Origin of the sequence: Gracilibacillus saliphilus (genome assembly GCF_010994085.1) — a bacterium.
Taxonomy (GTDB): domain Bacteria; phylum Bacillota; class Bacilli; order Bacillales; family Amphibacillaceae; genus Gracilibacillus; species Gracilibacillus lacisalsi.
Genome location: NZ_WJEB01000001.1, coordinates 390,825 through 410,045, shown reverse-complemented (window position 1 = coordinate 410,045; position 19,221 = coordinate 390,825). Strand labels below are relative to the sequence as shown.

Annotated in this window: 22 protein-coding genes and 1 pseudogene; 11 read left to right on the top strand and 12 right to left on the bottom strand. The window is 36.4% G+C overall.

Annotation, left to right across the window (positions count from 1 at the left end; all coding sequences use genetic code 11):
• The first annotated feature begins 139 nt into the window (after positions 1–139).
• From GHT08_RS01930 to GHT08_RS01915, 4 genes are all read left to right on the top strand, one after another.
• Positions 140–754: a hypothetical protein gene (locus tag GHT08_RS01930; RefSeq protein ID WP_163579304.1), complete on the top strand. Its 615-nt coding sequence runs from the start codon at positions 140–142 to the stop codon at positions 752–754.
• 372 nt (positions 755–1,126) lie between these two features.
• The gene (locus tag GHT08_RS01925; protein WP_163579302.1) at positions 1,127–1,423 is read left to right on the top strand and encodes a DUF378 domain-containing protein; all 297 of its coding nucleotides are present in this window, start codon (positions 1,127–1,129) and stop codon (positions 1,421–1,423) included.
• A gap of 30 nt (positions 1,424–1,453) precedes the next feature.
• Complete coding sequence (locus tag GHT08_RS01920) at positions 1,454–1,690, top strand: hypothetical protein (RefSeq protein WP_163579300.1); 237 nt, start codon at positions 1,454–1,456, stop codon at positions 1,688–1,690.
• 27 nt (positions 1,691–1,717) lie between these two features.
• Entirely contained in the window at positions 1,718–2,620 is a 903-nt protein-coding gene (locus GHT08_RS01915; protein ID WP_163579298.1) for a nucleoside hydrolase, read from the top strand.
• Positions 2,621–2,770: 150 nt separating this feature from the next.
• On the opposite strand, the gene sufB is transcribed toward GHT08_RS01915, so the two are convergent.
• The 10 genes from sufB to GHT08_RS01870 form a co-directional block, all read right to left on the bottom strand.
• Entirely contained in the window at positions 2,771–4,168 is a 1,398-nt protein-coding gene (gene sufB, locus GHT08_RS01910) for a Fe-S cluster assembly protein SufB (protein WP_163579296.1), read from the bottom strand.
• 33 nt (positions 4,169–4,201) lie between these two features.
• Complete coding sequence (sufU, locus tag GHT08_RS01905; RefSeq protein WP_163579294.1) at positions 4,202–4,645, bottom strand: Fe-S cluster assembly sulfur transfer protein SufU; 444 nt, start codon at positions 4,643–4,645, stop codon at positions 4,202–4,204.
• On the bottom strand, positions 4,635–5,855 hold the full coding sequence (locus tag GHT08_RS01900; protein ID WP_163579291.1) for a cysteine desulfurase: 1,221 nt from the start codon (positions 5,853–5,855) through the stop codon (positions 4,635–4,637). The genes sufU and GHT08_RS01900 overlap by 11 nt, the downstream gene beginning before the upstream one ends.
• Positions 5,855–7,162 (bottom strand): Fe-S cluster assembly protein SufD, encoded by a 1,308-nt coding sequence (sufD, locus tag GHT08_RS01895; protein WP_163579290.1) that lies wholly within the window; start codon positions 7,160–7,162, stop codon positions 5,855–5,857. The genes GHT08_RS01900 and sufD overlap by 1 nt, the downstream gene beginning before the upstream one ends.
• A 15-nt stretch (positions 7,163–7,177) precedes the next feature.
• Positions 7,178–7,963 (bottom strand): Fe-S cluster assembly ATPase SufC, encoded by a 786-nt coding sequence (gene sufC / locus GHT08_RS01890; protein ID WP_018930858.1) that lies wholly within the window; start codon positions 7,961–7,963, stop codon positions 7,178–7,180.
• A gap of 953 nt (positions 7,964–8,916) precedes the next feature.
• Entirely contained in the window at positions 8,917–9,057 is a 141-nt protein-coding gene (locus GHT08_RS22650; RefSeq protein ID WP_475404879.1) for a YuzK family famiily protein, read from the bottom strand.
• Positions 9,058–9,272: 215 nt separating this feature from the next.
• Complete coding sequence (locus tag GHT08_RS01885; protein WP_163579288.1) at positions 9,273–9,596, bottom strand: thioredoxin family protein; 324 nt, start codon at positions 9,594–9,596, stop codon at positions 9,273–9,275.
• 17 nt (positions 9,597–9,613) lie between these two features.
• Positions 9,614–9,964 carry a ribonuclease M5 gene (locus GHT08_RS01880; protein WP_153836526.1) on the bottom strand — a complete coding sequence of 117 codons (351 nt, stop codon included), beginning with the start codon at positions 9,962–9,964 and terminating at the stop codon, positions 9,614–9,616.
• Between the two features lie 369 nt (positions 9,965–10,333).
• Entirely contained in the window at positions 10,334–10,717 is a 384-nt protein-coding gene (gene gcvH, locus GHT08_RS01875; RefSeq protein WP_163579286.1) for a glycine cleavage system protein GcvH, read from the bottom strand.
• A gap of 22 nt (positions 10,718–10,739) precedes the next feature.
• On the bottom strand, positions 10,740–11,096 hold the full coding sequence (locus GHT08_RS01870) for an arsenate reductase family protein (protein WP_163579284.1): 357 nt from the start codon (positions 11,094–11,096) through the stop codon (positions 10,740–10,742).
• A 210-nt stretch (positions 11,097–11,306) separates the two neighbouring features.
• On the opposite strand from GHT08_RS01870, the gene GHT08_RS01865 reads away from it, so the two are divergent.
• From GHT08_RS01865 to crcB, 5 genes are read left to right on the top strand one after another with little or no spacing between them, the layout of a single operon-like run.
• Entirely contained in the window at positions 11,307–12,059 is a 753-nt protein-coding gene (locus GHT08_RS01865) for a metal ABC transporter ATP-binding protein (RefSeq protein WP_163579282.1), read from the top strand.
• Positions 12,060–12,072: 13 nt separating this feature from the next.
• Positions 12,073–12,936 carry a metal ABC transporter permease gene (locus GHT08_RS01860; RefSeq protein WP_163579280.1) on the top strand — a complete coding sequence of 288 codons (864 nt, stop codon included), beginning with the start codon at positions 12,073–12,075 and terminating at the stop codon, positions 12,934–12,936.
• Positions 12,937–12,940: 4 nt separating this feature from the next.
• A complete protein-coding gene (locus GHT08_RS01855; RefSeq protein WP_163579278.1) occupies positions 12,941–13,348 on the top strand; it encodes a Fur family transcriptional regulator in 408 nt (135 codons plus the stop codon).
• Positions 13,339–13,734: a fluoride efflux transporter FluC gene (locus tag GHT08_RS01850; protein ID WP_163579276.1), complete on the top strand. Its 396-nt coding sequence runs from the start codon at positions 13,339–13,341 to the stop codon at positions 13,732–13,734. The genes GHT08_RS01855 and GHT08_RS01850 overlap by 10 nt, the downstream gene beginning before the upstream one ends.
• Positions 13,731–14,093 carry a fluoride efflux transporter CrcB gene (gene crcB / locus GHT08_RS01845; RefSeq protein ID WP_163579274.1) on the top strand — a complete coding sequence of 121 codons (363 nt, stop codon included), beginning with the start codon at positions 13,731–13,733 and terminating at the stop codon, positions 14,091–14,093. Before GHT08_RS01850 ends, crcB begins: the two co-directional genes overlap by 4 nt.
• Here crcB and GHT08_RS01835 read toward each other — a convergent pair.
• Positions 14,083–14,480, bottom strand: a pseudogene (locus tag GHT08_RS01835) (universal stress protein). The gene crcB and the pseudogene GHT08_RS01835 sit on opposite strands and share 11 nt — an antisense overlap.
• Before the next feature lie 174 nt (positions 14,481–14,654).
• On the opposite strand from GHT08_RS01835, the gene GHT08_RS01830 reads away from it, so the two are divergent.
• The gene (locus GHT08_RS01830) at positions 14,655–15,800 is read left to right on the top strand and encodes a glycosyltransferase family 4 protein (RefSeq protein ID WP_163579270.1); all 1,146 of its coding nucleotides are present in this window, start codon (positions 14,655–14,657) and stop codon (positions 15,798–15,800) included.
• Between the two features lie 615 nt (positions 15,801–16,415).
• Here the strand turns inward: GHT08_RS01830 and GHT08_RS01825 are convergent.
• Positions 16,416–17,573, bottom strand: a complete 1,158-nt coding sequence (locus GHT08_RS01825) for an acyl-CoA dehydrogenase family protein (RefSeq protein ID WP_163579268.1) — start codon at positions 17,571–17,573, stop codon at positions 16,416–16,418.
• Between the two features lie 139 nt (positions 17,574–17,712).
• Here GHT08_RS01825 and GHT08_RS01820 point away from each other — a divergent pair, with 139 nt between their 5' ends.
• The gene (locus tag GHT08_RS01820; RefSeq protein WP_193568273.1) at positions 17,713–19,218 is read left to right on the top strand and encodes a spore germination protein; all 1,506 of its coding nucleotides are present in this window, start codon (positions 17,713–17,715) and stop codon (positions 19,216–19,218) included.
• Positions 19,219–19,221: the final 3 nt, after the last annotated feature.

Genomic DNA, 19,221 nt, shown 5'->3' with positions numbered 1-19,221 from the left:
TATGGTTAGCGCACTTGTTTACCATTTTATATTTGACCATAAGAAACAATAGAGACAGTATATAAGAAGTCTCCCTATAAAAAGTTTTTGCAGAATAACTTTGAGAATATTACCTACTGACAATAAGGAGGACATAATAATGGAATTAACGAGTAAGGGAACAGGAAAAATATTAACAATACTTTTAACATTAGGAGTTGTACTCAGCAGTATATTAGTATTTACAACCTTTTTTTATGCTTATTTTTACGATTTTTTTGCGTCATTTTTAGCTAGTATAGATCAAGCAATTTCTGTCATTTATTTGGTTATCTTTATCATAACTGGCGTTTTTTATTTAGTTTGGATTTATAAAGTTCATAAAGATCTAAGAAGCATTAATTCCCAATACCCCATCACACCAGGTGGTGCTCTGGCTAGAATAATGATTCCTATTTACAATATATATGGGCTGTGGAATGTATTTTCAACCATGGGTAACTATTTCGGCGATTATAGTAGCACCGTAAAGCAGGCTAAGATTATTACAGCATTACTCCCATATTATTACATATTATACTGGCTAACAAATATATTGGATCGATTAATTGTAAGAGGGCATATTATAAATGACCATGTTATCGTGTCATCATATGTACTTGATACAGTATTAGTAGTTATTTATTTATGCATGACCAAATATATCTTAGAATCGCTACAGATTATGAGCACTGAAATAACATCTAACAGCAAATCGCAAATTGAAGCTACATAGGTTATAAACTAAACAGGTTCGATTTCTCCGGATCTGGATGGTATCATTTTATCTAATGCTAAAGAGTATATTTACATTTCCACTAATGATCCCCTAGCCACAATACAAATTTTGGTTAGGGGTCTTGTCATACTTAACAACAGATTATTGATCGTATCCACAATATTACGAACTTTCACTAGTAATCGTTAACTAATTTACTGTACATTGCCTACGTACTTATCTCCGATTTGTTTTGCGATTGTGGTCGTGTTATAAAACCAAGCCATATTAGCATTTGTTTAATTTATAAAATGATCATTTAAATCCGTATAGATAAAGAAAAAAAACGAATAATATTTTTAAACAATACATCAAAAGGAGGTGATGTGCATGGATACAATACGACGAATTGCTTTAACCTTAGTAATTATTGGTGCTCTAAACTGGGGGTTAATTGGATTGTTTCAATTTGATTTGGTTGCAGCTTTATTCGGGGGGCAAGAAGCTGGATTTTCGAGAGTGATCTATACATTAGTTGGAATTGGGGCTTTATTCTGTATACCTTTATTGTTTGCTCCAGTAGAAGAGGAAAACAAAGGTGCTCAGAGAGGACAAAATTTGGCTTATTCTACTGAGTTTGCAGAAGAAAATGATCCGTCTGAATTTAACAATGATAAAGAAAATTGATCGACTATTTTATTTCAGGGACTGGCTTTTATGTCGGTCCTAATGCAATTTATATTATATACTCAGCTCTTAGAAATGATTGGTATTCAAATAATGGCAGTGTCTAAATATGAGACACTGCTTTTTAATATAGATAAAAATAAAAAAATGGGTGTAACTAAAGGGATTTTGTTAAGTGATGTAGAAATATATATTATTGAGATAATGAAATCCCCCATTCTTCACGGCGAACGATTAATTGGAATTTATCTCTATCACTTAGTTTAAATTAATAGTTATGGAGGCTTTATCGAAATGAAATTTATGATACCAGAAGAAAAGAAAGCAAGGGTAATTATTAATACTGATGCAAAGAATGAAGTAGACGATCAGTTTGCAATTGTACATGCGGTCCTATCTAGCTCATTCGATCTTCATGGAATCATTCCTGCGCATTTTGGTGATCAAAAATCAAAAACAAGTTTACAGGATAGTTATGACGAAACGATGCTTCTTTTAAATCTAATGGGATTGAAGGGAAAATTCCGTGTGGAGAATGGTGCAGCAACCGCTATGCCAGATGAAGTAACACCTATTGACTCACCTGGTGCTAGGCTGATTATTGAAGAAGCAATGAAGGAAGATAGTAGACCTCTTCATATTGCATTTTATGGTCCACTAACTGATATGGCATCTGCATTGTTAATAGAACCCAGAATTGCAGAAAAAAATATTAAGGTAATCTGGATCGGTGGCAGAGATTGGCCCTCAGGTGGTCGTGAGTATAACTTATCAAACGATATCCATTCTGCTAATGTAATTTTCAAATCTAATCTTGAAGTTTGGCAAATCCCTAGAAATGTTTATCGAACCATGTCTGTCGGGTATGCAGAACTAATTGAAAAAGTGTATCCACATGGAGAAATAGGCAAATATCTAGTAGAACAACTCATTAAATTTAACAATCAAAGCGTTTCAAGACCTTCAGAATACCGTTTATTAGGTGATTCCCCAGCAGTTGGTGTAATACTATATGCAGATTGTGGTAACTGGTCATGGAAACCTGCTCCTGTATTTGATGAAAATATGAGATATGTTCATTCAGGTAAGTATCGACCGATTAAAGTGTATGTGTCAATAGATTCTCGATTTATACTAGAAGATCTATTTGCAAAATTGGCTCAATTCTGTAGAAATTATGGAGATGAAATCAATTAATTATATCATCCATACTAAATAGAAGTTTATTAGGTAGATGATGCTTTTGAAAATATAAAAAAAGATAACGAGCTCAGCAATATTAGCTTGAACTCGTTATCTCAGATTTAAATTTCCTCTTAAAGCTTAAAAGTAAAGCTCCAATCCCAATTATCCAATACTACCTTCCATTTCGAACTTGATAAGACGGTTCATTTCTACCGCATATTCCATTGGAAGTTCTTTTGTAAATGGCTCGATGAAGCCCATAACGATCATTTCAGTAGCTTCTTCTTCTGAAAGACCACGGCTCATTAGATAGAATAATTGTTCTTCCGATACTTTAGAAACTTTCGCTTCGTGCTCTAATGAGATGTTATCATTTAAAATCTCATTGTAAGGAATCGTATCTGAAGTTGATTTATTATCCATAATTAACGTGTCACATTCAATGTTAGAACGAGCACCCTCTGCTTTACGTCCAAAGTGTACCATACCAAGGTAAGATACTTTACCACCTTGTTTAGAGATCGACTTCGAAACGATCGTTGAAGACGTATTAGGCGCTAGGTGGTGCATTTTAGCACCTGCGTGTTGGTGCTGTCCTTTACCTGCTAATGCAATGGAAAGCGTATTTCCACGAGCTCCCTCACCTTTTAGAATAATGGCAGGATATTTCATAGTTAATTTAGAACCAATGTTACCATCGATCCATTCCATTGTTGCATTTGCATCACATGTTGCACGTTTTGTAACTAGGTTATAGACATTGTTCGCCCAGTTTTGAATAGTAGTATAACGGCAATATGCGTCTTTCTTAACAAAGATTTCAACAACCGCACTGTGTAGGGAGTTAGTTGTATACGTTGGTGCTGTACAACCTTCCACATAGTGTACAGAAGCACCTTCATCAACGATAATTAACGTACGCTCGAACTGACCCATGTTTTCAGAGTTAATACGGAAGTATGCTTGTAAAGGTGTCTCCGCTTTAACGCCTTTCGGTACGTAAATAAAAGATCCACCAGACCATACTGCAGTGTTTAATGCTGCAAATTTATTATCAGATGCCGGAATAACTTTACCAAAGTACTCTTTAAATAGGTCCTCGTTTTCTTTTAGTGCAGTATCTGTATCTTTGAAGACAATACCTAACTCTTCTAAGTCTTCTTTTAAGTTGTGATATACAACTTCAGATTCGTATTGTGCAGATACACCTGCTAGATATTTTTGCTCTGCTTCAGGGATACCTAATTTATCAAATGTTTGTTTGATTTCATCAGGTACTTCATCCCAAGAACGCTCAGAACGCTCAGACGGTTTTACGTAATACGTAATTTCATCAAAGTCTAATTCTGAAAGGTCGCCACCCCATTGTGGCATTGGTTTTTTATAGAATTGTTCTAATGCCTTTAAGCGGAATTCTAACATCCACTCTGGTTCTTCTTTCATACGAGAAATTTCTTCCACTACTGCACGTGTAAGACCTTTTTCAGTACGAAAAATCGAAACATCTCTGTCATGAAAGCCATATTTATATTCGCCTATTTCAGGTGCTTTTTTAGCCATACTATTACCTCCTATATTAGGATTTCTTTGTGCTTACTCCTCTTCGTCGGCTGCTACTGCTTTTTCCATCGCCTTCCACGCCAATGTTGCACACTTAATTCTTGCCGGGAATTTGGAAACACCTTGCAGTGCCTCAATATCCCCAAGGTCGAAATCCACATCTTCTACGTCTTCACCTAACATCATTTTGGAAAAAATGGATGACATTTCTAAAGCATCCTCTACATTTTTCCCCTTCACTGCTTGTGTCATCATAGAAGCAGATGACATACTGATCGAACAACCTTCCCCTTCAAATTTCGCTTCTTTTACTGTGCCATCTTCAACTTGAAGGTGTAATTCAATACGGTCACCACATGTAGGGTTATTCATATCTATTGTAACAGATTCGTCCGCTAAAGTTCCACGGTTACGAGGATTTTTATAGTGATCCATAATAACCTGTCTGTACAATGTATCTAAATTATTAAATGACATCGCCGAAATACTCCTTCGCTCGCTGTATTCCTTCAACTAATCGGTCAACATCACTTTCATCATTATATAGATAAAAGCTTGCTCTTGCTGTAGCAGTCACATCTAACCATTTCATTAAAGGCTGTGCACAATGATGACCAGCTCTTACTGCAATACCTTCTGCATCCAGAACTGTAGCTGTATCGTGTGGATGAACACCTTCAATATTGAAGGTTACCAAACCACCACGTTCTTTTGGTCCGTAAATGGTCAGTCCAGCGACTTTAGAAAGTTTTTCCTGTGCATACTTCGCAATTTGCTGCTCATGTTCTAAGATGTTATCCATTCCAAAATCGGAAAGAAAATCAATCGCTGCACCTAAACCAATTGCTCCAGCGATAATTGGTGTTCCACCTTCAAACTTCCATGGAAGCTCTTTCCATGTAGAATCATAAAGGCCAACAAAATCGATCATTTCTCCACCAAATTCAACTGGTTCCATTTCTTCCAATAAAGCTTTCTTACCATAAAGGACACCAACACCAGTTGGGCCGCACATTTTATGGCCAGAAAAAGCATAGAAATCACAATCCAAGTCCTGCATATCAACTTGCATGTGTGGAACACTTTGGGCACCATCTACTACGATCACTGCACCATTGTCATGAGCAATTTGGGCAATTTCCTTGATCGGATTAATCGTACCTAACACATTAGAAACATGTGTTACAGCAACTAGTTTCGTATTTTCCGTAACAGTGGAACGGACAGAATCAAGCGTAATCGTTCCATCAGCTTCCATTGGAATATACTTTAAGGTTGCACCAGTATATTTCGCTGCCTGCTGCCAAGGAATAATATTACTATGGTGTTCCATTTCAGTAAGAACAATTTCATCACCTTCTTGTAGAACGTGACGAGCATACCCATAAGCAACCGTATTAAGTGAGGTTGTCGTTCCACGGGTAAAGATCACTTCTTCCGTTGAACTGGCGTTGATAAAGTTTTTTACTTTATCACGAGCTCCTTCATATTGATCGGTTGCTCTAGTCCCCAGTGTATGGACACCACGATGCACATTAGAATTATGTTGCTTGTAATAAGCTTCCATGGACTCGATAACAGATAACGGTTTTTGTGATGTTGCCGCTGAATCAAGATAAACTAGCGGATGGCCGTTTACTTCTTGATTCAGAATCGGAAATTGCTCACGAATAGCTTTAATAGTCATTAGTAGACTTTCCTTTCGATAACTTCAGTCAATTGTTCACGTACTGCATCAATTGGAATCTCCTTAACAACCGGAGCTAAGAAACCATGAATAATGAGACGTTCAGCTTCTTGCTGAGAAATACCACGACTCATTAAATAGTATAGTTGAACCGGATCAACACGACCGACAGATGCTGCGTGACCTGCTGTAACATCATCTTCATCGATTAACAGAATAGGGTTTGCATCTCCCCGAGCATCTCTACTTAACATTAATACACGAGATTCTTGTTCTGCATTTGCTTTTGTTGCACCATGTTCGATTTTTCCAATACCGTTAAAAATAGAGGATGCACTCTCTTTCATAACTCCGTGTTGAAGAATGAAACCTTCACTTTGTTTACCAAAGTGGACAATTTTAGCTGTATAGTTTTGAGATTGATCTCCACGACCTACAGAAACTGTTTTGGCATAAGAATATGAGTTATCACCAATGAGGTGTGTAATATTCTCAGATACGGTGTTACCGTCATTCATTTGCCCAAGATTCCACTCAATTCGTGCATCACGATAGGCTACTCCACGACGGTTAACATAAACCGTTGTGCCTGCAGCAAAATTATCTACAGACCCAAAGTTAATGTTCGCATTATCATGCGCAATAACTTCTGTCACAATATTAGCTACTGCATGTTCTTCTTTATTTTGTGAAATATAGTTCTCCACATACGTTAAAGAACTATTCTCTTCTGCTACTACAATTACATGGTTAAAGGTAGCTGCTTCCGGATCTTCTTGCCAAAAAATAGCTTGCAGTGGCTCTTCAATTTGTACGTTTTTTGGTACATACACAAAGACACCGCCGTTCATTAATGCTGTGTGTAGTGCAGTTAGTTTATGTTCATCAATTTGTACAGCATCTTTCATATAATAGCGCCTTACTAGATCACTATGTTCTTGTAATGCTGTTTGAATGTCTGTTAGTATAACTCCTTTTTCTTCTAGTCCAGAAGCAAGTGATTTATACGCTACAGATTGATTACGTTGGATGACAAGATTCTCATTGTGATTTTCCATATCCAAGAACACTTGAATATCTTCAGGTAAATCATTGATTGAGTTGATGGATTCACCAGCAACATCATGTTTGTAGTCATCAAACTTCCAACGTTTTATACTCGTTTTATCCGGTTTTGGCATTTCAAGCCCTTCTGCTAAATCAAGAGCTTGCAAGCGCAACTCTTTCATCCATTCCGGTTCTTTTCTATTTTCTGAAAATGATCGGACATAGTCCTGATCATATGGCAGTTTAGTTTCCACAGTCATACGATACCTCCTACCTTATGCTTTTTGTCCTACAGTTTCATCTTCAATACCAAGTTCTTGCTTAATCCAGTCATAACCTTCCGCCTCTAAGCGTTGAGCTAGCTCAGGTCCACCAGATTTCACTACACGACCTTTCATCATTACATGTACTTTGTCTGGTGTAATATAATCTAATAAACGTTGATAGTGCGTAATGATCAAGCAACCGAATGACTCATCACGTAGTTTATTGATACCTTTAGATACTACTTTTAACGCATCAATATCTAGACCAGAATCAATTTCATCAAGGATACCGATAGCTGGTTTTAACATCATTAATTGAAGAATCTCGTTACGTTTCTTCTCACCACCGGAGAAACCTTCGTTTAGGTAACGTTGTGCCATGTTTTTATCCATTTCTAGATAGTCCATAGCTTCGTCCATCTCTTTAATGAATTTCATCAATGAAATTTCGTCGCCTTCTTCACGGTGTGCGTTAATAGAAGAACGTAAGAAATCAGAAGTTGTTACACCACTAATTTCACTCGGGTATTGCATAGCTAAAAATAGACCAGCTTGTGCACGCTCATCTACTTCCATTTCTAATACATCTTCCCCATCGAGAAGAATTTCACCTTTTGTTACTTCATATTTAGGGTGACCCATAATCGCTGATGCTAATGTTGACTTACCAGTACCATTCGGTCCCATTACTGCGTGGAATTCTCCACCTTTTATGGTAAGGTTAACACCTTTTAATATTTCCTGACCTTCTATTTCAACATGAAGATCCTTAATTTCTAAAGTAGAACTTGCCATAACTACATACCTCCAAAGCTTTTAAAATGTATTGATTTGAAGTGGAATTAAATCCATTCTCACTTTATTCTCATTATAATCTTATACTATTTCGAATCTATAATCAACCATTTTACCGCTATCGAAAACAACTGATTTTATTCATTCCGTCTGATATTATACCACACTTAACCTGTATTTATCGATCTATTACTGCTAAAAGCCGATCCATTCCATATTCGGACAAGATAAATACTGTAAACGAGTTAAAATTTATCTTGATGCTAACATTTATGAACGGACATTTAGTGCGTTATTTGTTGCTTGGATCTAGACATTTTCGTTTATACTTTCTAACTCTTAAGAAAAACCGGGAAAGCCCACCCGGTCCTGTCCAAAGTAGTTATTTTGACATGAATAACAGGCGTAACAACCGCTTCGGCTTGCCCACTTCGCTTTCCGTGGGCCGTGTCTTCAGCTAACTTTTGTAAAGAAGATCGCTTTACAAAAGTGGATCTTCAGATCACGCTGATCCCACAGGAGTCGGAGTGGACGCCTACGCTCATTCATGCTCTACAATGAATGTACTCGCTGACATTCCAATTTTATTACTCAGGTTAAGAAAGCTCGAGAAGTTAGCAGTCACAAACGTTGTAGAACAATTTCATAGCGGAGGCCGTCCACTTCCACTCCTACGGGATGATTTTCGACTAAGATCCACTTTGGCAAGCTAACTTTGCTTACCAAAGTTAGCTTAGGCGAAAATCCCGTGGAAAGGGAAGTGGACAGCCGCAGCGATGGTTTCCTGTACTAGCTATTTCAAAATGGCTACTATGCTTACAAATGCGTTGATACCGCGGATTATATGCTTTCCTATATTAATAAAAAACAACAGCTACTTATCGAAAAGTAACTGTTGTATCTTCGTGTCTATTTTCATTTCATTTATTTTTATTTCCTCTAACATCCAATTATTATCTGTGAACTAAGCGTTCTACGTCTTTCACAACTTCTTGGCTTTTTTTATAGCTAGTTTCTCTTTCTTTTTCTACATCTAATCGCTGAGAGAGTTTACGGCTGTATTCCGCATATCCTACTCCGTGCGACTGATGCATCGCTTTTTCCATTTCCGTTGTGTACTGTAGATGTAATTGGTCACTAATAATAAATCAATCCTTTCTTTATTTGACAATTATTATTGTAACATCTTCTAATATAGTGACCAAATACACTGTGTGGAGATCAGCGCAGATACACAACCACCTGTAATCAAAAATAACCAAAAGAAAAATATATGATATAAATTCTTACAAATTACTTGATTTTATTGCTAAATGCTTTGTTTTTGTTTCCATCCTTCCAAAACAGCATGTAATTTAGTTACCGATTCAAATGCATACAATTGATCGATAACCACTCCATCTTTTACCAATAATAGGGCCGGAACACTCTGGATTTTATTTTCCTTCATAAACTCTGGAAAAAACGACGCATTCATTCGATAAAAGAACTGCGCTTGATCCGCTTCCTCCAAGATTGCTAACATTCGTTCTGCCAATTGACAGGTCGCACAAAAAGGTGTGTGCACAAAAATGACTAGCGATTCCTTATGATGTAACAAGTTCTTCCATTGTTCCTTCTTTATATCTATCATTACAATCTCCTTCTATATTATAAGTAATCTGGGTTGATCATAATATGTGATGAAATCAGTGCTACTGCTAACTCAGACTCAGGTGTAGCTGCCACTTCTCTATACGATTTATCAATATAAATATGAATTGCATGTGGCAATTCTTTAGAAAGTTGTTTTCTTAATTTCTTCCCAGCCTTATCCTCGTCAACCAGGATAAAAACATCCCGATAATCCATATTAAACATTTCAATTAAATTTTCCAAGCGTTCCACATTAATCGTACCATTAGTACAGACAATTTCTACTTCTTCATCCACTAATTTTGCCACTTTTTCTTTATCTGTTCTACCTTCCACTATGATTACTTTTATTTCTTGTTTTGACAATTGGCTCACCTACTTCATCAAAGTTCAAATAAAACCAAAAGCTTTTATGTTATCACGGCGTAATCGTCCCGTAAGCCCCCGCTGATGGAAGTCTCACTTTATTGTATGGATACACTTAATCAAGTTATGACAGACTAATGGTACTTAGATTAGAAAAGCGCAAAACGCCCGCTAAGAAACGTAGCGGCTAGAGCGAATCAACTGAGATAAAGGAATCACGGTGAGATTACGAACCGATGATGACTTATCGTAGGGCGATTCGTGAAGACGCCTAGTTTCTAGGCGCTTGCGTATAAAGGTACCCAATTTTTATACTTCCTTTTCTGTTAAAAAATATAGCATCCGCTCCATGCGAATGCTACCTGTTTATTACGCCTCATTGATCATCTTATCATAATCTTCAGCAGATAATAAATCATCTAATTCTGACTGGTTACTAGGTTCTACTACAATCATCCATGCTTTTTCATATGGAGACTCATTTACTAATTCCGGATTATCCTCTAATTCACTATTAACTTCTACTACTTTACCTGTTACAGGTGCATATAATTCTGAGACGGTCTTAACTGATTCAGCACTACCGAATGGTTCATCCGTTTTGATTTCATCGCCCACTTCTGGCAATTCAATAAACACAATATCTCCCAGTTCTGATTGTGCATGATCTGTCACACCGATTCTTACTTTTTCCTCTTCTTTTTTCACCCACTCATGCTCTTTCGAATATAGATAATTTTCAGGTAAACTCATGAAAACTCCTCCTAAATTTTATTTAATTCCAGCTCTGCTCAAATGTTTCTTCTTTAAAACCAACTGTCACTTGGTTTTCGTCAACTGTCAGTGGTCTTTTTAATAACATACCATCTGAAGCAAGATAATCCAGCATTTCGTCTTCTGTGGCTTCTTTTAATTTGTCCTTCAAGCCTAATTCTCGATATTTCTTACCACTTGTGTTAAAGAATTTTTTATATGGTAAACCACTTTTAGAAATAATATTTTTTATTTCTGCTTTGCTAGGCGGGTTGTCCACAATATGTATAGCTTCATAATCAACACCATGATCATCTAACCATTTCTTCGCTTTTTGGCACGTCCCACATTTAGGATACCAATAAAACTGAACTGTCATGTATTAGCCTCCTCTTCTTCGTTGCTATTATTTTAACGAAAAGATAAGATAAAAAGCAAATGATCTAGTTGGTAGTTCATGACAGTACGGAATAAATTATTATATAGAAGGAAGTCTCACTTTATGTATAGCACATTTTCCGATTTCAGTAATTTACAAAGCGTAATGATTACGATATAATATGTTGAGATTGAAAACGAAGGTGATAACATGAAAAAAACAATTGTTGAGATGGAGAACGTCAGCTTTCATTATGGTGAGCGACAAGCTTTATCAAAAGTTAATTTTATAATAAACGAAGGTGACTTTATTGGACTGGTAGGGCCGAATGGCGGAGGTAAAACAACATTAATTAAACTTTTGTTGGGTATGGAAAAACCAACTACCGGGGAAATCCAGCTTTTTGGTCATCCAATTCGTAAATTTAAAGAAAAAAATAAATTAGGTTACGTTTCACAAAAAGCAAACAGCTTTAATAGTGGATTCCCTGCAACAGTAGAAGAAGTCGTAACAATGGGGCTCACTTCTAAGTTGGGCTATTTCAGAAGATTAACACGTCAAGATAAACTACACATTTATGAAGCAGTAGAAAAAGTTGGCATGACAGAATATCTTTCTGAAAATATCGGAGAACTGTCTGGAGGGCAGCAACAGCGGATTTTTATTGCTAGAGCGCTTGTCAGTGATCCAAAATTATTGATATTGGATGAACCTACTGTTGGTGTTGATGCTGAAAATGTAGAAAAGTTTTTTGATTTATTACATGAATTAAATCAGCAAAACATTTCTTTATTATTAGTAACCCATGATATTGGAACGATGACACACCATGCATCTAAAGTGGCTTGTTTGAACAAATCACTGCATTTTCATGGTAATCCAAATGAGTTCCAAACACTATCACAAGATCAACTATCGGATTTCTATGGTCACCCACTAAATCTAGTGACCCATGAGCATTAATGGAGGAACAAATATGTTAATGAATTTATTAGAATATGAGTTTTTAAGAAACACCTTTTTTACTGGTATTATTATCGGTATTATCGCTCCATTACTGGGTGCCTTTATTGTAGTACGTCGATTGTCTTTGATAGCTGATGCACTATCTCACGTAACACTAGCAGGAATTGCATTTGGTCTGTTACTGGAAAAGAAGACAGGTGCTATGCTGATCACCCCCTTTTATTCGGGATTAGGTTTCTCCATTATCGGCTCTGTCATTGTTGAGCGCTTGCGCCGTGTATACACTGCATTTCAAGAATTGGCCATCCCGATTATTTTATCTGGTGGTGTTGGATTAAGTGTTATTTTTATTTCGGTTGCAAATGGATTTAATACAGACTTATATAATTATTTATTTGGCTCTGTTTCAGCAGTAAGCAGACAAGATTTGTACAGCATTATCATTATTGCAGTTATTGTATGTGTAGTTATCTTTTTCTTATATAAGGAACTGTTTTTATTATCTTTTGACGAAGAACAAGCAGTGGTTACTGGTGTACACGCAAAAAGGATTCATTTTATTTTTATCGTTTTAACTGCACTCGTCATTGCTGCTTCGATACGTATTGTTGGTGTTCTACTAGTTTCAGCATTAATGACATTACCTGTTGCAGCAAGTATTCGTATTGCAAAAGGATTTAAACAAACGATTATTTATGCGATAATATATGGAGAAACAGCTGTTATTTTGGGATTAGTATCTGGTTACTATTTAGAAATACCACCAGGTGGTACGATCGTCATGCTACTCATCCTTTTATTAATAGCTACGATTGTAACAAAAAAAGTAATAGCAAAAATAAATAGCAGAAAGCATCGTTTGAAAACGGGGTGATCAAATGAATACAACTGAAGCACTTGGTATTTTAAAAGAAAAAGGCTATAAATATACGGATAAGCGAAAACACATGATCGACTTCTTTGTAGAAGAAAATCGATATTGTACAGCAAGAGACTTATTGCAAAATATGGAGCCTAATTACGAAGGAATCAGCTTTGATACAATTTATCGAAACTTGCATTTATTTGACCAGTTAGGCATTTTAGAGTCAACGGACTTAAATGGTGAAAAACACTTTAGGCTTAAATGTGATCATCATCATCACCATCATTTTATTTGTAAAACTTGCGGTGTTACCAAAGAAATTCACCACTGTCCAATGGATGAAATCTCGGAGGAATTAAAGCAATATATGATTGACGACCATAAATTTGAGATTTACGGTTTTTGCCCAACATGTCAATGAAGACGAAAGAATTAAAACTGTTTTTAGCAGTTGGGATTGGTGGTATACTCGGAGCTCTTCTCCGTTATATCATTGCAGAATCCGTATCCTTTATCAGCTTTCCTGTCGGGACAACCATTGCCAATTTAATTGGATGTTTTGTATTGGCATATGTTACATTCCATCCTTTTTTCAAGAATAAATTGCCAGCATCTATCTTTACAGCATTTACAACAGGACTGCTGGGATCTTTTACTACCTTTTCCACCTTTATTGCAGAGAGTGTATTGCTTTTCGATGAAAGTACAGCATGGTTCATTCTTTATCTGGCAATACAAATTCTCGGTGGTGTAGTGTTATGTTTTATTGGAGCTAAGTTAGCAAGCAACAAGGAGAAGATCACATGAGTTATTTGTTTGTTGGATTAGGTGGCTTCATTGGTGCCATACTTAGATATCTGTTAAGTCTGCAATTTAACACAAGTAAATATTGGCTACCTGTAGGTACATTGCTTGCCAATTTTACAGGTAGCATCCTATTTGCTTTTACGTATTTGTTTTATCAAGCAGAATGGCTTTCTTTATGGACATGGAACTTTTTAGGTGTAGGAATTTGTGGAGCATTTACCACTTACTCCACATTTAGTGTTGAGGTTGTTAAAATGCTGGAACAAAAACAATCGAAGAAAGCTTTCCTTTATCTGTTTGGATCCGTGGCAATCAGTTTTACTACGGTATTTACTATTTATAAAGTCATTACTTTATGATTAAGATCGGACAATTAATATGTTTAACTGTTTTATGACTGACACTTCCAAGTACCATTCCTTGAAATCTATTTAATCCTCTACTCATAATACAAAGGTCAACTTCTTCTCTTTTTGCATATTTTACAATTTCCTGTTTAGGATCACCAAGTAAAATAACCGTTCGAAAATCAACATTTGTTTTTTTAATTTTTGTTTCGTTAATTTTAATCTTTCTTCTACCAAGCTCGCCATATTGACCGCTTGTTTTCCTTTCATTCCATCATTCATGACAATAACTACATCTAACCAATACTCTGGTACACTTTTCACAAATTTAATGGCGTGATCCACCGCTCTTAGTGCATGCTCAGAACCATCTACAGCTAGTATTATTTTTTGATACATCCCGCATTCTCCCTTTCCTACTACACCCATTATAGTAAAAACGTTTTTCGCCTTGAAAGCGTTATCTATATTTCTGTTAGAATTTTTTTACAATCATTTTACATATTCCTGTTGTTCTTTACATTGTTTCGACATATGGTTGAAGTAAGGAATAGTTCCAAGGGGGGAGATAATATGAAAATCGCTATCTTTACTGATACCTTTCTTCCGGATGTTAATGGGGTTGCCAAAACACTGGGACGTTTTACGAAGTATTTAGATCAGAGCCACCATTCTTACATTGTGATTTCACCTAAACAAACAAAAAAAGAAATAAGCGCCGGGCAGATCTATCGTCAATCGAGTTTTCCATTCCCACTTTATAAAGATTGTCGTATTTCTTTACCAAATACTATTCATTTAAAAGAAATTATCAAAAAATTCCAGCCTGATATCATCCATGTTGCAACACCGTTTTCTATTGGCTTAACTGGACTTCATCTCGCAAAAAAGTACAATATTCCTATTGTTGGTTCTTACCATACTGATTTTGATCATTACTTAAAATACTATCATCTTACCTTGTTATCGAAAGCACTCTGGCGTTATATGGAATGGTTTCATCAACCATTACTCCGTATTTTCGTACCGTCTTCTGTAACCTACCAACAATTACAAAAAAAAGGATTTCAGAACTTACAAATTTGGCAACGCGGTGTTGATACAACCGTATTCCATCCATATTACTCTACTGAAGAAATTAGAAAAAAGTATAACATTAAGGAACGCTATATATTAAGTTATGTTGGTCGGTTAGCACCAGAGAAAAACGTAGAGTTACTTCCACAGATTGCAAAACAACTCCCAACTGAACTACAAAATAATATCCACTGGCTTATTGTTGGTGATGGTCCATCTAAAAATAGTCTAGAGAATGACTGGCAGCAAAATGTAACATATACTGGGTTTTTACCACAAAACGATGTAGCTAAAATTGTTTCTGCCAGTGATTTATTCGTATTTCCTTCTGAAACAGAAACATTCGGAAATGTAGTATTAGAAGCATTAGCGACAGGAACACCGGTTGTTGCTGCTAATAAAGGCGGGGTAAAAAGTATCGTTCAAGAGGGCTTTACCGGAAGATTATGTAATAGTAATCATTTAGATTCTTTTATTAACGCTATTCATTCGATATTAAATGATAAAGATTGGCGAGAGCAATTGAAACAAAATGCCGTTCGCTACGCCCAAAAACAACGTTGGGAAGATCGTTTTGAAGAATTACTCAGCACTTATCAATTTATATTAGAAGATACTAAAACTAACCAAAAGCATGCTTAAACAACTAAGCATGCTTTTTACATTAAGAAAAATAACCCATTTCAAACAGAACTTAACGTAATACGCCAAAATAAAAATGTTATCAAAATAGATATACTACGAAGTAATATGGACATGGATTTGCGTTGTTCCATTTTTTTTGAGAAGCGTTGTCATTCGCTCTGGTAGAATACTCCGCTATTTTTGTTCTCTGATTATAGAAAGAAATGAAATCATAGAACTAAATTTTTCTGTTTTGTAACAGTGCTTATCAACTGTAAATGCCCCTTTAGCATAGTCACCCCCTTTCCTACATATGGTGGAGAAATCGATTAGTTGATTTCAGATTAGTGTTGTAGGGCATATCTAAACGAAGGCCGCCCACTTTCACTCCTGTGGAAATTGTTTGACCTGAGGATCCACTTTTTCGAGCGGTTTTTGCTCGAAAAAATTAGCTGAGGGGCAAACCCCACGGAAAGGGAAGTGGGCAGCCGGAGTGGCGGTTATGATCACGATAGAATTCAAAATTACTTCACAAGTGACTGTGCATTTAGATTCGAATAAACAGTATTTTTATTACTTCGCAGTTGGTATCTACTACCAATAAAAACCGATTGATTATGTCGGATTATCATATTATGAAAATGCGTTTTTGGCCAATGAGGAGATAACCATGTCATCCATTGGTGGGTTATGAAGCCCCGCTCGTACGTCACGGTAATATTGTTCAAACGGCATGTTTTTAGACAAGCCACGTCCCCCAACAATGCGCATCACGAGATCGACTACTTCATTAGCACTATTAGTAGCAACTAACTTTACAGCTCCCAATTCTTTCATTAACTGCCTGCGTTTATCTGGATATCTATCCCATTTCTCCGCAACACTATACATAAAGTAACGTGCCTGTAATAATTTTAAATCTATTTCTCCGACTTTATTGCGAACATGTTCCACTTCAGATATCGGCTTATTTAAACTGTTCGGCTGAAATTCTTTAGCAAATTGAATCACGTCATTGCGAGCTGCCATTGCAATGCCTAAGTAACAGGCTGGAATATGTAATAACCACCCTTTTGGACCTGGTCTCTTTGGTTGATCACTTATTTCTACTAAGTTATCTTTTGGTACACGAACATTCTCTAAAATTAAATCATCACTACCTGTACCGCGCATACCTAAAGTATCCCATGTTTTTTCGACACGCAAACCTTCTGTTTCCTTTGGAATTAAGATAGAACCAACAGCATCTTTGCCTTCCACATAAGCAGTGACAATATAATAATCTAGCACTAATGCCATCGTTGTAAATGTCTTTTTTCCATTTACAACATATTCTTCACCATCTAAAACAGCAGTAGTTTCCGGTACTCCGCCACGTGTTGGACTTCCGGTTGCAGGTTCTGTAGCACATCGGTTGATTAACTTTTGTTTCTCTCCTATTTCTTTGGCTATGTAGTCAAACTTTTGCTGGTCCCATAAGTTCTCTTCGCTTAATTCTTTAACTACTCCTAAGTGCCAACCTATCGACAAGGCTGTTGCACCGTCACCCTCTGCTACTTTCTCCTGAACAAGCAAAAATTCATATAAAGATAGCGATTCTCCACCATATTCTTTTGGTAATGTTAACGATAAATAGTTTTCATTGCGTAAATCTTCGATATTTTCCTTAGGCAAAGCTGCTTCACTATCGCCTTGTTGCCTTCTAGTTTTGATTTTCTTAGCTAATTGTTCTGCTTTCCGATAAAGCATTTCATGCCGGTCTGTCTGAATAAAGTTACTTGACAAGTCCATAATCTGCCTCCTTTCATTGCTACTTTGATGATAGCGAACTATCTTGTTTTTTGCCACTAATCTACTCAATGATTAGAATGCATAGTTAAAAGTCAATCAACACATACTAACGATAAACTTTCACCAAGAGGTATCTATCATGACAAGAAAGAAAATCTCCCACAAACGCAATCAACATAAACACTCTAAAAAAGACGTAAACAATTTTGGTGACTTAATCCACCTTATGAAGGCTAGTGATGATTTTAAGCATTTTACGTTAGGAAACGTAAATAATATTGAAGTCTTTTATTATCAATCGTTAATCAATTTAGACAAGATTGAAGTTACACTTTTCGGAAAATTAGAAGACGCTAAGATAGATAATCTTGATGTTTTAGAAAACTTGTTACCTTTTTCAGAGACAGAGATCACTTCAGATTTAACCATAATTGAAGAAAAAATATTAACCGGATATATGGCTCTTAAGCTTACGAATAACAGCCAAAATATATTACTGATTCCAGCTAAATTTGAAGTTGATCGACAAGTGGCTATGCCTGAAATTGAATTTAGTGTGATCGGCCCTAAACTTGCTTTCATCGAAGATATTAATACAAACATTAATCTCATTCGAAAAAGAGTAAAATTACCGCAATTACATATAAAAAACATTGAAGTAGGCAAAATTACCAAAACGAATGTTGCAATCACCTATATAGATGGAATTGCTAATCAAGATAATGTCGATACCATCATACAAAGAATATCCGCTATTGAATATGACCAAATCATGGACAGTTCTTTTATTTCACAGATGATATCTGACAATTCTCAATCACCCTTTCCACAATTAATGGATACCGAACGCCCAGACCGGGTCAGTAGTGCTTTAGTGGAAGGAAAAATCGCCATCGTTGTCGATGGCTCACCTCACGTCCTCATTGCACCGACTACATTAGTTGAATTTTTTGCATCTTATGAGGATTATTTTTTAACATGGCCGCTTGCCAGTGCATTTCGTATTATACGTATATGTGCAGTTATTTTTTCGGTTCTGATTACACCGATGTATGTTGCCGTGTTAACTTATCATTATCATATTGTTCCTGGAGATCTTTTGGGGACATTGGTTTCCTCTAGAAAAGACATTCCATTCCCGCCGATACTGGAGGTTTTGATCTTAGAATTAACGATCGAACTATTACGTGAAGCTGGAGCACGTCTTCCAACCAAAATCGGCCAAACAATCGGTATTGTTGGTGGTATTGTAATCGGGACAGCAGCAGTAGAAGCTGGACTTACAAGTAATGTATTACTTATATTAATCGCATTAGCCGCACTGGCGTCCTTTACTACACCTATTTATCGGATTGGTAATACGATACGGTTACTGCGTTTTCCATTTATTATATTTGCCCAAATGTGGGGGCTTGTTGGGATTACAATTGCGGCAATGTTTCTTATCACACATCTGTTAAGGTTAACTTCACTCGGAAGACCGTTTCTGGAGCCTCTATACCCTCCTCGTTGGAGAGACTTGAAAGATGCTGTGATTCGGTTTCCGTTTAATTTGCAAGGATCAAGACCTGTAATTACTACAGCAACCGATAAACATCGAATCAATACGAATAGAACGAGGTTAAAACGTGGAAAGCGAAAGTAGGTT